The sequence below is a fragment of the Paraconexibacter sp. AEG42_29 genome, from assembly GCF_040581415.1.
GTDB lineage: Bacteria > Actinomycetota > Thermoleophilia > Solirubrobacterales > Solirubrobacteraceae > Paraconexibacter.
This window is the reverse complement of record NZ_CP114014.1, coordinates 5,715,866-5,730,292: the sequence shown is the minus strand read 5'-3', so window position 1 is coordinate 5,730,292 and position 14,427 is coordinate 5,715,866. Positions and strand designations below refer to the sequence as shown.

General features: G+C 70.5%; 13 protein-coding genes. 12 read left to right on the top strand and 1 reads right to left on the bottom strand.

Annotated features, from left to right (window positions below; genetic code table 11):
• Positions 1-223 precede the first annotated feature (223 nt).
• Genes DSM112329_RS27120 through DSM112329_RS27090 form a run of 7 tightly spaced genes read left to right on the top strand, consistent with a single transcriptional unit; the run spans position 224 to position 7,504 of the window.
• A complete protein-coding gene (locus tag DSM112329_RS27120; protein WP_354699701.1) occupies positions 224-2,152 on the top strand; it encodes an NAD(P)/FAD-dependent oxidoreductase in 1,929 nt (642 codons plus the stop codon).
• A 1-nt stretch (position 2,153) separates the two neighbouring features.
• Positions 2,154-3,323, top strand: coding sequence for an acyl-CoA dehydrogenase family protein (locus tag DSM112329_RS27115; protein WP_354699700.1), 1,170 nt, complete (start codon positions 2,154-2,156; stop codon positions 3,321-3,323).
• Positions 3,323-4,489, top strand: coding sequence for an acyl-CoA dehydrogenase family protein (locus DSM112329_RS27110; RefSeq protein WP_354699699.1), 1,167 nt, complete (start codon positions 3,323-3,325; stop codon positions 4,487-4,489). Before DSM112329_RS27115 ends, DSM112329_RS27110 begins: the two co-directional genes overlap by 1 nt.
• Complete coding sequence (locus DSM112329_RS27105) at positions 4,489-5,295, top strand: alpha/beta hydrolase (protein ID WP_354699698.1); 807 nt, start codon at positions 4,489-4,491, stop codon at positions 5,293-5,295. The genes DSM112329_RS27110 and DSM112329_RS27105 overlap by 1 nt, the downstream gene beginning before the upstream one ends.
• 3 nt (positions 5,296-5,298) lie before the next feature.
• Positions 5,299-6,111, top strand: coding sequence for an alpha/beta fold hydrolase (locus tag DSM112329_RS27100; protein WP_354699697.1), 813 nt, complete (start codon positions 5,299-5,301; stop codon positions 6,109-6,111).
• A gap of 3 nt (positions 6,112-6,114) precedes the next feature.
• A complete protein-coding gene (locus DSM112329_RS27095; protein WP_354699696.1) occupies positions 6,115-6,411 on the top strand; it encodes a hypothetical protein in 297 nt (98 codons plus the stop codon).
• Positions 6,395-7,504: an alpha/beta fold hydrolase gene (locus DSM112329_RS27090; protein WP_354699695.1), complete on the top strand. Its 1,110-nt coding sequence runs from the start codon at positions 6,395-6,397 to the stop codon at positions 7,502-7,504. The genes DSM112329_RS27095 and DSM112329_RS27090 overlap by 17 nt, the downstream gene beginning before the upstream one ends.
• Here the strand turns inward: DSM112329_RS27090 and DSM112329_RS27085 are convergent.
• Positions 7,489-8,259, bottom strand: coding sequence for an SDR family NAD(P)-dependent oxidoreductase (locus tag DSM112329_RS27085; protein ID WP_354699694.1), 771 nt, complete (start codon positions 8,257-8,259; stop codon positions 7,489-7,491). The genes DSM112329_RS27090 and DSM112329_RS27085 overlap by 16 nt on opposite strands.
• A gap of 51 nt (positions 8,260-8,310) precedes the next feature.
• Between DSM112329_RS27085 and DSM112329_RS27080 the strand changes: the two genes are divergently transcribed.
• Genes DSM112329_RS27080 through DSM112329_RS27060 form a run of 5 tightly spaced genes read left to right on the top strand, consistent with a single transcriptional unit; the run spans position 8,311 to position 14,392 of the window.
• Entirely contained in the window at positions 8,311-9,351 is a 1,041-nt protein-coding gene (locus DSM112329_RS27080) for an LLM class flavin-dependent oxidoreductase (protein WP_354699693.1), read from the top strand.
• Between the two features lie 6 nt (positions 9,352-9,357).
• Positions 9,358-10,632: a bifunctional 3,4-dihydroxy-2-butanone-4-phosphate synthase/GTP cyclohydrolase II gene (locus DSM112329_RS27075; RefSeq protein ID WP_354699692.1), complete on the top strand. Its 1,275-nt coding sequence runs from the start codon at positions 9,358-9,360 to the stop codon at positions 10,630-10,632.
• A complete protein-coding gene (locus DSM112329_RS27070; protein WP_354699691.1) occupies positions 10,619-11,743 on the top strand; it encodes a Zn-dependent alcohol dehydrogenase in 1,125 nt (374 codons plus the stop codon). Before DSM112329_RS27075 ends, DSM112329_RS27070 begins: the two co-directional genes overlap by 14 nt.
• A gap of 10 nt (positions 11,744-11,753) precedes the next feature.
• Positions 11,754-13,595: an AMP-dependent synthetase/ligase gene (locus tag DSM112329_RS27065; protein WP_354699690.1), complete on the top strand. Its 1,842-nt coding sequence runs from the start codon at positions 11,754-11,756 to the stop codon at positions 13,593-13,595.
• Entirely contained in the window at positions 13,592-14,392 is an 801-nt protein-coding gene (locus DSM112329_RS27060; RefSeq protein WP_354699689.1) for an enoyl-CoA hydratase/isomerase family protein, read from the top strand. Before DSM112329_RS27065 ends, DSM112329_RS27060 begins: the two co-directional genes overlap by 4 nt.
• Positions 14,393-14,427 lie beyond the last annotated feature (35 nt).

Genomic DNA, 14,427 nt, shown 5'->3' with positions numbered 1-14,427 from the left:
CTCTCCTGCTGCGCGCCGATCGCGACTCCCGCACGACGAGAGTACGCCCCGACGAAAGTGAACCGCGGCCGGAAGACGGCGACGGTTGACGTGCGTCCGCCCGTGTGTACTATTGAGACGCACCGAATCAAAAAGCTCGGGGGAACTAGTGAGCCAGGATCGACGCTCGTCTGCCGACGCGCTGCGCCCAACTTCAGCATCTGCAGACAGCCCGTCGCTCCTCATGCGCGAGCAGCCACCGGCCACCGACGGCGAGCTCCGGGCCGCCCTCGCGGAGGCGAACCTCCCCACGCTCTTGCTGGCGCTCGCGCAGCTGACCGGCGACGATCGGTGGCTCCGCGAGCCGTACGTCCCGACCGCTCCGCGGGGTGCGGAGGACCACGACTCGGGCGGCCTGCCGGAGCACGTCCAGACCGAGGTCCGAGAGCAGGCGTTCGCCATCGTCGACGACTGGCGCGCCGGCCGGCTGGATCCCGCCGCACCACCCACGTCCGACCGGCTCCCGGGCTGGTTGTCACTGTCGCTCGGTTCCGATCAGGTGATCCCGGCGGAGATCGGCGGGCTGCTCGCCGAGGAACTGGGCATCGCGCCGCGCGACATCACCCCGCTTGCGCCGGGCGCTGCCGACGACTTCCGCGTGCTCATCATCGGGTCGGGCTTCTCCGGGCTGTGCGCAGCGATCAAACTCGAGCAGGCGAACATCCCGTACGTCGTCCTCGAGAAGAACGACGACCTCGGGGGGACGTGGCTCGAGAACACGTACCCGGGGTGTGGGGTGGACACCCCGAGTCACCTCTACTCCTTCTCGTTCGCGCAGTGCCCGGACTGGACCCGGTACTTCGCCAAGCGGGACGAGCTCCACGACTACCTCGAGCGGCTCGCCGACGGCTACGACGTGCGGGCGAACATCCGCTTCGGGCTCGAGGTGGCATCAGCGACCTGGCACGCGGACGAGGCCCGATGGCACGTGCAAGCCCAAGGCAGCGACGGGAAGCCCGAGGAGTTCGTGGCCAACGCGGTCATCAGCGCCGTCGGGTTCCTCAATCGCCCATCGCTGCCAGACATCCCCGGCATCGAGAGCTTCGCCGGATCGACGATGCACACGGCCCGGTGGGACCGCGACCTCGATCTCGCCGGACGGCGGGTTGCCGTGATCGGGACCGGCGCGAGCGCGATGCAGCTCGTCCCGGCGATCGTCGACGAGGCCGACCACGTCACCGTGTTCCAGCGGTCGCCGCAGTGGGGTCTGCCAAATCCCAACGCCATGCGCGACGTCAGCCCCGCCACGCGGACGCTCATGCGCGAGGTGCCGTTCTACCTGGGCTGGTACCGGCTGCGCAACGTCTGGAACTTCGGTGACCGGCTGCACCCCGCGCTGCAGATCGATCCCGACTGGCCGCATCCCGACCGCGCCGTCAACGAGGTCAACGACCGGCACCGGCGTTTCCTGACCGACTACATCAAGTCCGAGCTCGGCGACCGCGAGGACCTCATCCCCAAGTGCGTTCCGACGTACCCGCCGTACGGCAAGCGGCCGCTCCTGGACAACGGCTGGTTCCGGACGATGCGGCGCGCCGACGTCACACTCGTCACCGACGCCGTGGCTGCGATCGAGGCCGACGGCGTGATCACCGCCGACGGTGTCCGCCACCTCGCTGACGTCCTTGTCATCGCGACCGGGTTCAAGGCACTCGAGGTACTCGGCCCCATCGAGGTGCGCGGTCGCTCCGGGCGGACGCTACGCGAGACGTGGGGGAAGGACGACGCACGCGCGCACCTCGGCATCACGGTGCCGGACTACCCGAACTTCTTCTTCCTGCTCGGCCCCAACACCTTTGCCGGTCACGGCGGAAGCGCGGCGCTCAGCATCGAGATGGAGGTCCGCTACGTCATGCGCCTGCTCGAGCAGATGCTCGAGCGGGGGATCAGCAGCGTCGAGTGCAAGCAGGCCGTCCACGAGGAGTACGGGGCCCGCCTGGACGCTGCCCTGAACCAGACGATCTGGGCGCACCCCGGCATGACGACCTATTACCGCAACAGCGCCGGCCGGATCGTGGTGCCGATGCCTTGGACGAACTACGACTACTGGCACATGACGCGCGAGCCGAACCTCGACCACTTCAGCGCCGAGACGACCGTGGGAGCGATCTGACATGACGAGCACGTTGACGCAGGGCATGGTCTTCACCGACGAGCAGCAGGCGTTCGCGGAGTCCATACGCGATTTCTGCCAGCGCGAGTGCGGGACGCGCGAGCAGCGCGACGCGCTCACCGACGACGGGGCCGAGTCGCACAACCAGGCGCTGTACCAGCGGATGGCCGACCTCGGCTGGGCCGGCGTGGCGATCCCGGAGGAGTACGGCGGCTCGGGCGGCTCGCTCGTGGACCAGTGCATCTTCTTCCAGGAGACGTGGCGCGGGCTGGCCCCGATCAACGGCGCCGGGTCGGCATCCACGGTCGGCGGCTGCTACAAGCGATTCGGGACGGACGCGCAGAAGCAGTCAGCGCTCGGCGCGATGGCCGGCGGCACGATCATGGCGATCGCGATCTCCGAGCCCGAGGCCGGATCGGACGTCGGCAACATCGCCTGCCGCGCCGAGGCCGCCGACGGCGGCTACGTCGTCAACGGGCAGAAGACGTGGTGCTCATCGGCCCAGATCGCCACGCACCTGCTCCTGATCGCCCGTACGAGCCGCGAGGGGTCGCGTCACGACGGCCTCACGATGCTCGAGATCCCGGTCGACGCGCCCGGCGTCGAGATCCGGCCCATCGACACGCTCGGCGGCAAGGAGGTCAACGACGTCTTCCTCACCGACGTCTTCGTGCCCGATGGTCAGGTCATCGGTGAGCCCGGCAGAGCCTGGAAGCAGGTGATGGCCGGGCTGAACGGCGAGCGCCTGGTCTGCGCGGCGCAGGGCGTCGGAATGGCCGAGCGGACGCTCGAGGACCTCCTCGCGTACGTCAAGGAGCGCAAGCAGTTCGGGAAGGCCATCGGGACCTTCCAGGCGCTCCGGCACCGGATCGCCGACCTCGCGATCGAGGTCGAGTGCTCGCGCCTGATCACCTACGACGTCGCGACCCGCGTCGAGGCCGGACGCGGCTCGGAGCCTGAGCTGCAGCGTCTCACGTCGATGGCGAAGGTGAAGGTCACAGAAACCGCAAAGCAGGTCGCCCTGGAAGGACTACAGATGATGGGCGGCTACGGATACGCAACGGAGTACGACATGCAGAAGCACGTGCGGATGTCACTCGCGCCGCCGATCTACGCCGGGACCAACGAGATCCAGCGCGAGATCATCTCCGCGACCCTGGGGCTGCGCTGATGAGCGCCGTGGGGACGTTCACCGACGAGCAGCGCGACCTGCGCGAGGTCGTCACGCGGCTCGCGCAGGAGCACTACGCGCCGAAGGCACAGGAATGGGACCGGGAGCGGATGTCGCTCCCGGACGAGGAACGCCGGCGGCTCGGTGAGCTCGGGCTTCTCGGCATGACGCTCCCGGAGGAGTACGGCGGCGGTGGGCGTCCGCTGATGGACGCACTGATCGTGATCGAAGAGCTCGCGAAGGCGTCGATGGCAGCCGCGTGGCCGGTATTCGAGGGGACGACAGGCCCGGCGCGCGTCGTGCACATGTTCGGGACCGAGGCGCAGAAGGAGCGCTTCCTCCCGCCCGTCGTGACCGGCGAGAAGACGATCGCCGTCGCGATCTCCGAGGCCGACGCGGGGTCGGCCGCGACCGACGCGATGTGCAAGGCCCGGGTCGACGGCGACACGATCATCATCAACGGCACCAAACGCTGGTGCTCCGGCGCAGGACACGCCGAGCAGTACCTCGTCTACGTCCGGCTCGGGGATGAGCTCGGCGGCAAGGGCCTAGGGGGTGTGATCGTGGACAAGGAGACCCCCGGCCTGACGTTCGGCCCGCGCGAGGATCTCATGGGCTGGCGGACGGTGCACTCGGCGGACATGTTCTTCGACGACGTCCGCGTCCCGCTCGAGAACCTCATCATCCCCAAAGGCGGGTTCCGTGCCCTGTTCACGGCGTTCTCGATCGAGCGCCTGGGCAACGCGACCAACTCGCTGGCAGTCGCGCAGGCCGCACTCGAGAAGACGGCGGCCTACGTGCAGGAACGGCAGCAGTTCGGCAAGGACATCGCCGAGTTCCAGCTCGTGCAGGCGGCGCTCGCCGACATGGTCATCCAGGTCGACGCCGCGCGTCTGCTGATCCGGCGCGCCGCGGAGAACGCGGGCACCGGCTTCCCCGAGCCGCTCGAGGCGTCCGTCGCCAAGTGCTTCGCGAACGAGATGGCGAAGAAGGTCACCGACGTCGCGGTCCAGCTCCACGGCGGCTACGGCTACTCGCGCGAATACGACGTCGAACGCATGCACCGCGACGCGCACGGGTGGGCGCTCGCCGGCGGGACGCCGAACATCCAGCGGATCCGCATCGCCTCCGAGTACCTGGGCCGCCGCTTCGACCAGCGCGCCTGATGGCGTCCGTCGACGTCGAGCCGGACGTCGCCCTGCACGTCCAGGATGTGGGGGCCGGCCGGCCGGTGGTCCTCCTCGCCGGCTTCGGTCTGAACCACGCCGTCTGGGACGGGACGGTCCTCGCGCTCGGTGCCACGAACCGCGTGCTGTGCATCGACCTGCGCGGTACGGGGCGGTCGGACAAGCCGATCGGGGACTACGGCATGGAGCGGCTTGCTGCCGACGTGGTCGCCGTGCTGGATGCGCTCGACCTCGAGGACGTGACGCTCGTCGGCTACTCATTTGGCGGGCAGATCGCGCTGAAGGTGGCGGCGACTGCGCCGAAGCGCCTTGCGCAGCTGGTCCTGGTCTGTTCGAACGGCGTTCGCGCCAGCCGTAGTGACGAGTTCCCGTTCGGCCCCGAGCCGGCACCGCTGCAGGCAGCGCTCGTCAACGCCGAACGCGAGCGCCGCGTCGCCACCCGCCGGCGCACGGTCGTCTCCGCCTTCGCGAGCGAGCCCGACGCCGGACTGCTCGACTGGCTCGTGCGGCAGCAGCTCGACATGCCGTCGTGGGCCGCCGTCGCGTGCTACGACACCTACCTGAACACCGACCTCGTCGGGCTCCTTCCCCGTGTCACTCTGCCGGTGCTCCAGATCATCGGCACCGAGGATCCCGTCACGGTCGCGGAGGGGGCCCCCTGGCTGCAGGAGCGGCTCGCCGACGCGCGTCTGGTGGCCATCGAGGGCTGCGGGCACTACCCGATGTTCGAGGCCCGCGCGGAGTTCGACGAGGCGCTGATGGGCTTCGTCGCCGAGGCGGGCTGAGCAATGCCGCTCGCCGAGGCATCCACCCCGACGACCGTCGTGGTCGACGGGCGTCCGCTCAACGTCTCGGTCCACGGGACGGGCGCACCGCTGCTCCTCATCAACGGACTCGGCGGCACGACCAGTACCTGGGACCCCATCCGGCCGCATCTCGCCGGCCGGACGACGATCGCCTACGACGCTCCGGGGACCGGTGACTCGCCGAGCACGCGACTGCCGATGGCCATCCCCGCGCTGGCCCGCCAGGCCGCGCGGCTGGTCCGGGAGCTCGGGTACCGCGACGTCGACATCCTGGGCTTCTCGCTCGGCGGGCTCGTCGCCCAGCAGCTGGCGTGGAGCTGCCCGCGGACCGTCCGGCGCATGGTCGTGATGTCGACCAACATGGGCTGGGGGAGCGTGCCCGGCGACCCACGAGGGATGAAGTCGCTCTTCTCGCTGCGCCGCCTGAACGATCCGGTCTACTACGCACAGCTCGCACCGACCCTGCTGGGTGGACGCATGCGGCACGACCCCGAGCTCGTCCGCCAGGTCGCTGAAGCGCGGACCGAGGAGAATCCCGACCTGCGCGGGTACGTCTGGCAGATGCTCAGCTGCGCCAGCTGGTCCACGTTGCCGTTCCTGCCCCTCATCCGGCAGCCCACGCTCGTCGTCGCGGGCGACGACGACCCGCTTGCGCGGTCGGTCAACGCCCGCGTCATGGCGCAGCTGATCCCCCGCGGCCGTCTGCACGTGGTCGAGGGTGGCGGGCATCACCTGATCCTGGAGCGTCCGGAGGAGATGGCGCTGCTCATGCGCGGGTTCTACGAGGAGAGCTGAGAGATGGCCAACCCCGGACCCGGTTGGCGCCGGACGTTCGATCAGGTCGAACGCGAGTTCGGCGGACGCCTGGAGGGCCTGACCGGTTCACGGCGGTTCGCCGATGTGGCCATCGGCGGGTTCCGCCTCCAGCGGCGGCTGCTGCGGACCTACGAGCGCGGAGCGCGCACGGTGCTGCACGCAGTGCACCTGCCCTCGGTCGGCGACGTGCGACGGCTGAACCGCCAGGTGGCGGTGCTCACGACCGAGGTCCGCTCGCTCAGCGCGCGGCTCGAGCAGGAGCGTGAGGACGACGCCTGACCTGCGGCCGACGGCGATGCTGCAAGGCCTGGCCCGCGAGGCGCGGCTCAACCTGACGCGGGCGCGAAACGGCGCGCGATACGCCACGGGGGCCGAGTTCGCGCCGATCGGACCGACACCGAGCCAGGTGGTCTGGCGGTCCGGCAAGGCGCAGCTGCGCCACTACCCCAACCCGGACAAGACGGCGTACGCCGTGCCGGTCGTCGCCTTCGGGGGCCTGGTCGGGCGGTCCTACATCTTCGACCTGACCGCCTCGAACAGCTTCGTGCGCCGGATCCACGCCGCCGGCTTCGACGCCTTCGTCCTGGACTGGGGCCAGCCCGACCACGAGGACGCCGGCGTCTCGCTCGAGACGTACCTGTGCGATTACCTGCCGGCAGCGATCCGCGCCGCCTGCCGGACGAGCGGTGCGGACGTCGTGAACCTCATCGGGTACTGCATGGGCGGGACGCTCGCGCTCCACGGCCTGCCGGCCCAGCCCGAGCTTCCGGTCCGGGCCCTTGTCAGCATCGCTGCGCCGATCGACTTCGCGTGCCTGAACGTCATGGTCGACACCGTCCGCGACGGACGCCTGGACCCTGCCTCGGTCCTTGACGACTCGGGCAACCTGCCGGCCGGCCTGCTCACGAGCTTCTTCCGCGTCATCAAGCCGACGGCCGGCATCGTGCAGTACGTGAACCTTTGGCAGCACCTGGGCGACGAGCAGTACCTCGAAGGGTTCCAGGCGCTGAGCCGCTGCTTCAACGACCAGGTGCCGGTCGCCGGAGCTGCGTGGCTGCAGATCGCCGAGCAGTGGATCCAGGGCGATGCGTTCTTGCGTGGCACGCTGCAGCTTGCCGACCGGCCGGTGCGGCTGGAGGAGCTAACGCTCCCGGTCCTCGTCGTCGTAGGCAGCCGCGATGAGCTGGTTCCGGAAGCCTCGACCGCTCCCCTCTGCGACCTGCTTCCCGGTGCCGACGTCGAATACATGCGCCTCGAGGCCGGCCACGCGAGCCTGACCACCGGCCGGACCGCGGCGAAGGTCACCGTGCCCCAGATCCTCGGCTGGCTCGCGCAGCACAGCGAGCCGATCGGGGCTCACGCGCGCATGTAGGCCCCGCCGGAGACGTTGATGGTCTCCCCGGTGATCGACGTGCTGCCGTCGCCGGCGAGGAACAGGACGGCGTCGGCGATCTCCTCAGGATCCACGGGCCGTCCCAGCGGGATCAGCGATGCGTGACGCTCGAGGTCTTCGGGATCGAGCATCCGGTTCAGGAACGGGTTCGGCACGAGCCCGGGCGCGACCCCGTTGACCCGCACGCCGTGCGGGGCGACCTGCTTCGCGGTCGAGCGCGTGAGGGCGAGCACTCCGGCCTTCGCGGCGTGGTACGCGGTATTACCGGGTGTCGTGCTGCTCCACGCCTCGATGGACGCGATGTTCACGATCGATCCTGCGCGTCGCTCCATCATCCGCGGGAGGACGGCCTTCATGGTGAGGAAATGCCCGGTCAGGCAGATGTCGATGACCCGCCGCCAGGAGTCGGTCGGCGTGTCCCACACGGGCGCGGGTTCCGACGTGCCTGCGTTGTTGACGAGGATGTCGATCGCGCCCCACTCGGCGTGGATCTCGGCGACGAGCGCCGCGATCGCGTCCTCGTCGACGACGTTCAGCGGTCGGCCGATGACTCGCCGGCCGGTGGCCTCGGCGATCTGCCCGGCTACTCGCTCAGTCCGCCCCGGGTCCAGGTCGGTGACAACGACGTCGGCGCCCGACTCGGCCAGCAATCGGGCCGTCGCCTGCCCGATCCCGGCGCCGGCGGCGGCCGTGACCAGTGCGATACGCCCAGACAGGTTATTTTTGAGACTCACCGGCTCTATACTCGTCGCCGGTCTTGGTCACGTCAAGGGCAGGAGCAGCAAATGCCACGTCTCGGACTCGCGGTTCCCATCGATGGGCTCGGCTTCACGGAGAGCCTGGAGCTCGCGCTCGAGGCCGAGCGACTCGGGTACACCGACGCCTGGGCCTACGAGGTGAACGGCAGCGACGGCTTCACGCCACTCGCCTGGCTCGCCGCGCGTTCGACCACGCTGCGCCTGGGCATCAGCCTCGTCCCGGTGTTCACGCGGCCGCCGGCGTTGCTCGCCATGTCGTCGGCCTCGCTGCACCACCTCTCGGGCGGCCGCTTCGTGCTGGGGCTCGGCTCGTCGTCGCCGAACGTCGTCGACCGCTGGATGGGCGGCGAGCACAGTCGCCCGCTCACGCGCGTGCGCGAGACCGTTGAGGCCGTGCGGCTTGCGCTGAGCGGTGACAAGGCCGCCTACCGGGGGACGACGCTGCGGATGGATGACTTCCGGCTAGGGCTGCCGGGCGCTCAGGTGCCGATCCAGCTCGGGGCGCTCGGGCCGCGGATGTACCGACAGGCCGGCGCCATCGGCGACGGCGTCATCACCGTCTTCAACACGGCCGCCGCAACGCCGGCGCTGCTCGAGGACTTCTACGCCGGGGCCGCAGAGGCAGGCCGCGACCCGTCAACGCTCGACGTCGTCAGCAAGCTCTTCGTGGCGGTCGACGAGGACCTTGACGACCTGCGGCCGATGCTGCAGCGGTTCCTGACGGGCTACGGCACCGTGCCGGCCTACAACGCGCTGCTGCGGCGTCAGGGCTTTGCGGCCGAGGCCTCGGCAATGGCGGACGCCTGGGCAGACGGCCGCCGGGCCGACGCGATGGCGGCGGTCACGGACGAGCTGCTGCGCGCGCTGATCGTCTGCGGCTCGGCCGCGGAATGCGCGGAGCAGCTCGGCGGGTTCGTGGAGGCAGGGGTCCGAACGCTGCTCGTCGCGCCGATCACCGCGGCCACCGGCGACGAACGCCGCGCCCGTCTGGAGCACACGATCGAGGCGGTCGCGAGGATGATCGACACCGTCGCGGTTGACACTGGCGAAACCCCCGAGCTATATTGAGACTGCATGAATCAAAAAACGTCGACGCCCGCCGCAGACACGCCCGACGAGGCCCCGGAGTGGTCCTCCGTCGAGGCGGCGCTGGAGACCATCCGGAGCGGCGGGTTCGTGGTCGTCGCCGACGGCGAGGACCGCGAGGACGAGGGCGACCTCATCATGGCGGCGAGCTGCATCACCCCGGAGGCGATGGCGTTCCTGGTGCGGCACACCAGTGGCCTTGCGTGCGTGGGGATGACCGGCGACCGCCTCGACGCGCTCGAGCTGCCGCTCATGGTGCCCGATGCGCGCGACAACCGCGACGTGCTCGGCACGGCCTTCACCGTGTCCGTCGACGCCGTGGCCGGCATGACGACCGGCATCTCGGCGGTCGAGCGTGCGAACACGGTGCGTGCGCTCGCGCATCCGGCCAGCCGCCCGGTCGACTTCGTCCGTCCCGGCCACGTGTTCCCGCTCAAAGCACGAGAGGGAGGGGTGCTCAAGCGCGCCGGTCACACCGAGGCGGCGGTCGATCTCGCCCGCCTCGCGGGGATGGATCCCGCTGGGCTGCTGTGCGAGATCGTGAACGACGACGGGACCATGGCCCGCCGTCCGCAGCTCGCCCGGTTCGCCGCAGAGCACGCGCTTCCGCTCATCACCATCGAGCAGTTGATCGCGTACCGGCGCCGGCACGAGCGGCTCGTCGACGCCGTCTCCAGCGCAGCGGTCGTCACCGTGCACGGTGACGCCGTCGTGCATGCCTTCCGCTCGCGCCTGGACGACGTCGAGCACGCCGCTGTCGTCTACGGCGACGTCTCCGGCGACGAGCCGGTCCTGGTCCGCGTGCACTCCGAGTGCCTGACCGGCGACGTCCTCGGCTCGGCTCGCTGCGACTGCGGCGCGCAGCTCGCGCTCGCCCAGGAGCTGATCGCGACAAGGGGATGCGGCGTCCTGGTCTACCTCCGTGGGCAGGAAGGACGCGGGATCGGCCTCGCCCACAAGCTCAGGGCCTACAACCTGCAGGACGACGGCCTCGACACGGTGGACGCGAACCTCGCGCTCGACCTGCCGATCGACAGTCGTGAGTACGGCATTGGTGCGCAGATCCTCATCGACCTCGGGGTCCGCTCGCTGCGCCTCCTGACGAACAATCCCGCGAAGTACGAGGGTCTCAGCGCCTACGGCCTGCGGATCGTCGAGCGGGTACCTGTCGTGACCGAGCGCACGCCCGACAACGCGCGCTACCTCGATGCCAAACGGCAGCGCATGGGGCACGCGCTGCCCGGCCCGGATGCCGCCGCCTGAGATGTCGCTCGCGGCGGTGTGCACTGCGCTGGGCGAACCGCTCGAGGTCATGGACCTCGAGCTCGCCGCTCCGCGGGCGGGCGAGGTGCGAGTGCGGATCGGTGCCGCCGGCATCTGCGCCTCGGACGTCTCGGTGCGCGACGGGAAGCTGCCGAGCCCGCTGCCGATCGTCCTCGGCCACGAGGCCGCGGGAACGGTCACCGCCGTCGGCCCCGGAGTCACCACGATCCATGAGGGCGACCATGTGGTCATCGCCGCGATGCCGCAGTGCGGTGAGTGCTTCCGCTGCGCTCGCGGGCAGCACAGCCTCTGCGAGCAGGGCGACCCCGTCCTCCGCACCGGAGCGCTGCTCGACGGCACGACCCGACTGCGGGCAGGCGATGGACGGGCGGTGCACCAGATGGTGGCTACCGGGACCTTCGCCGAAGAGGTGGTCGTGCCCGTGATGTCCGTGGTGCGGATCCCGTCGGACGTCCCGTTCGTCCCCGCGTCGCTCATCGGGTGCGGCGTCCTCACGGGCGCCGGGTCCGCACTCAACGCCGCCAGCATCCGGCCCGACGACACCGTTGTAGTCATCGGGTGCGGCAGCGTCGGGCTCGCCGCGCTGCAGGGTGCCCGGCTCGCGGGTGCCGGCCGACTGATCGCCGTGGACGTCGTGCCGGCGAAACTCAAGCTCGCCGCCGACCTCGGCGCGGCCGAGACCATCGACAGTCGTGAGCAGGACGCGGTCGCCGCGATCCGTGACCTGACGGACGGTCGCGGCGCCGACGTCGTGATCGAGTGCGTCGGCGTGCAGCCGACCGTCGATGCCGCGATCCGGATGACGGGCAAGGGCGGCGAGGTGGTGTTCGTCGGCGCCGGCGGCCCCGATGTGCGCATCGACGTGCGCCACTTCGGTGGTTTGGTCGGAAGCGCCAAGACGTTCCGGGGAGTCCTGTTCGGGAGCGCTGAGATCCAGCGCGACGTGACGAGGATCGTCGAGGCGTACAAGGCAGGGTCGTTCGAGCTCGATCGTCTGGTGTCGCGGACGTTCACGCTCGAGGAGGTCAATGCGGGCATCGCCGCCCTCGGCGCAGGTGACGTCGTGTCAGCGGTGATCGAGTTCAACTAGGGGAGATGGCATGAGTTCGACGACGATCACGACCGGGGCGGCGACGCCCGCCGCGCTCGACGCGGGGGACCTCTGCGAGGCCTTCTCGCGCACCGTCCTGCGGTGGGGCGATGCGCCTGCCCTCCGGGCTTCTGACGGCAGTCTCACCCTGAGCTGGACAGCGTTCGATCAGTGCATGCGCGACGTCGCCGGCGGCCTCGCCGCGCTCGGCGTGGAGCGCGGGGGCACCGTCGCGATGCTGCTCACGAACCGCTACGAGGCAGCGGTCGTCGACATGGCAACGCTGTACATCGGGGCCGTCCCGCTCTCGGTGTACAACAGCTCGTCCCCGGCTCAGCTCGGATACCTCCTGAGCGACTCACGCACCGACGTCCTGGTGACGGAGGCCGCGCTCGAGCCGAAGGCCCGCCAGGCATTCGAGGGCATGGCCACGCCGCCGCTGCTCGTGGTCGTCGACGGCGGCGAGGCGACCGGCGCCGCCGCCGCATCGCTCTCGGAGCTCTGCGGCCTGGGCACGCCGCTGGCCGCGGGCGTGCGGCCGCAGCTCACGCCGGAAGATCTCATCACCGTCGTCTACACGTCGGGCACGACGGGCGAGCCGAAGGGCGCGGAGCTGACGCACTTCAACATCCTCGAGCAGATCCGCGGACTGCATTCGCTCGGCCGTCTGCCCGAGGGCGGCAGCGCCGTCTCCTACCTGCCGTTCGCGCACATGGGCGATCGCCTCTGCGCGTACTACATGCCGGTCGTGACCGGCGCCTGCATCACGTACCACCCGGACCCACGGACGGCCGCAGACCTCCTGCCCGAGATCCAGCCGACGCTCTACATGGCCGTCCCCAGGATCTGGCAGCGGCTGCAGAACGCCGCGGTCGCGAAGATGGCCGAGGCCACCGACGCCGAGCGCGCGGCGTTGGAGGAGGCCGTCGCGCTCGGGGGCCGGCTGCACGACGACCGGGTCGCCGGCCGCGAGGTCGACGCGGAGCTCGCCGCGCGCTGGACCGCGCACGACCCGGTGCTGTCGACGATCAGGCGTGCGATCGGTATGGACGCCGGGGAGCTTCTTTTCACCGGGGCGGCGCCGCTGCCGCCGGAGACGCTCCGCTTCTTTGCCGCGATCGGCGTGGACCTCTGCGAGTGCTACGGCCAGAGCGAGACCGCGGGCATCATCCTGTGCAACCCTGCCGATCGCCCGCGTCCGCTCACGAACGGCCTGCCGCTCCCCGGCGTGGAGGCGAAGCTTGCGGACGACGGGGAGCTGCTGCTGAAGGGGCCAATGGTCATGGCGGGATACCGGGGCAAGCCCGAGCTGACCGCCGCCGCCTTCGACGCGGACGGCTGGCTCCTCACCGGTGACGTCTTCCGGACCGACGAGGCCGGCTACTACCGGATCGTCGATCGGAAGAAGGAGATCATCGTCTCGTCGACGGGGAAGAACATCTCGCCGGTCCTCGTCGAGAACGCCGTGTCGAGCGCGTGTCCGCTGGTCGGCTCCGTGGTCTGCCTCGGCGACGGACAGCCGTACACGGCGGTCATGATCGCCCTCGAGCCGGAGGGAACGGCGGCGCTCACCGGCGGGACGGACCCGCGGGAGAACGCGCAGCACCCGGAGGTCATCGCGCGACTGACCACCGCGCTGCGCAGTGCCAACGAGGGGCTGAACGCGTCCGAGCAAGTGCGCCGTTTCGCGGTCGTCGATTCGACGTGGCTCCCGGGCAGCGACGAGCTCACGCCGACGATGAAGCTGAAGCGCAGGCCGATCGCGGCGAAGTACGACGCACTGATCGCGCAGCTTTACGGACCGCCGTCGGACACCGTCGTCGACGTCATGCCGGCCGGCGCCCGGGCATGACCGCAGCGACCTTCACGTCGCTGGCGGTCGCCGTCGGGGCCGACGGCGTCGCCGAGCTCACGCTCACCCGCCCGGACGTCATGAATCGCTTCGACGACCTCCTGCACGTCGAGCTCACCGCCGCCGTCCAGGAGCTCCGCGCGAACCCGGACGTGCGGGCCGTGGTCCTCGCCTCGACGGGCAAGGTCTTCTCGGCGGGCGGCGACTTCGACCTCATGCGGGAGGCGAACGCCGACGTCGCGACCCGGCTGCGCATCGTCGACGACGGCCGCCGGCTCCTCGGCGCCCTGCTCGACCTGCCCCAGCCGCTCGTCGTCGCGCTGCACGGTGCGGCGATCGGGCTTGGCGCGACGGTCGTGCTGGCCAGTGACGCGGTGGTCGCTGCCCGCGCCGCGACGCTGGCGGACCCGCACGTCGCGCTGGGCCTCGTCGCCGGCGACGGCGGCTGCCTCGTCTGGCCGCAGGCTGTCGGCATGCTGCGCGCACGCCGACACCTGCTGACGGGCGACCCGATCGACGCCGAGCGTGCGTACGCGATGGGGCTCGTGACCGACCTCGTCGACACACCGGATGACGCGCTGCCCGCAGCGCGAGCCCTAGCCGGACGGATGGCCGCGTTGCCACCGCTCGCGGTGCAGGGCACCAAGCGCGCGCTGAACCGCGTCACCCAGCAGCGAGCCGGCGAGGTCGTCGACCTCGCCTTCGCACACGAGGAGACGACGCTCGCGTCCGACGACCTGCTCGAGGCGATCACCGCCTTCCAGGAGCGCCGACCCGGCGTCTTCCGCGGTACCTGACCCCCGTCCCGTCCCGTCCCACCCAGGAGACCAAC

What these genes read in the sequence shown, in the direction of transcription:
- DSM112329_RS27120 (WP_354699701.1), top strand. Translation starts at nt 224, where the DNA reads ATGCGCGAGCAGCCACCGGCCACCGACGGCGAGCTCCGGGCCGCCCTC.
- DSM112329_RS27115 (WP_354699700.1), top strand. Translation starts at nt 2,154, where the DNA reads ATGACGAGCACGTTGACGCAGGGCATGGTCTTCACCGACGAGCAGCAG.
- DSM112329_RS27110 (WP_354699699.1), top strand. Translation starts at nt 3,323, where the DNA reads ATGAGCGCCGTGGGGACGTTCACCGACGAGCAGCGCGACCTGCGCGAG.
- DSM112329_RS27105 (WP_354699698.1), top strand. Translation starts at nt 4,489, where the DNA reads ATGGCGTCCGTCGACGTCGAGCCGGACGTCGCCCTGCACGTCCAGGAT.
- DSM112329_RS27100 (WP_354699697.1), top strand. Translation starts at nt 5,299, where the DNA reads ATGCCGCTCGCCGAGGCATCCACCCCGACGACCGTCGTGGTCGACGGG.
- DSM112329_RS27095 (WP_354699696.1), top strand. Translation starts at nt 6,115, where the DNA reads ATGGCCAACCCCGGACCCGGTTGGCGCCGGACGTTCGATCAGGTCGAA.
- DSM112329_RS27080 (WP_354699693.1), top strand. Translation starts at nt 8,311, where the DNA reads ATGCCACGTCTCGGACTCGCGGTTCCCATCGATGGGCTCGGCTTCACG.
- DSM112329_RS27075 (WP_354699692.1), top strand. Translation starts at nt 9,358, where the DNA reads ATGAATCAAAAAACGTCGACGCCCGCCGCAGACACGCCCGACGAGGCC.
- DSM112329_RS27070 (WP_354699691.1), top strand. Translation starts at nt 10,619, where the DNA reads ATGCCGCCGCCTGAGATGTCGCTCGCGGCGGTGTGCACTGCGCTGGGC.
- DSM112329_RS27065 (WP_354699690.1), top strand. Translation starts at nt 11,754, where the DNA reads ATGAGTTCGACGACGATCACGACCGGGGCGGCGACGCCCGCCGCGCTC.
- DSM112329_RS27060 (WP_354699689.1), top strand. Translation starts at nt 13,592, where the DNA reads ATGACCGCAGCGACCTTCACGTCGCTGGCGGTCGCCGTCGGGGCCGAC.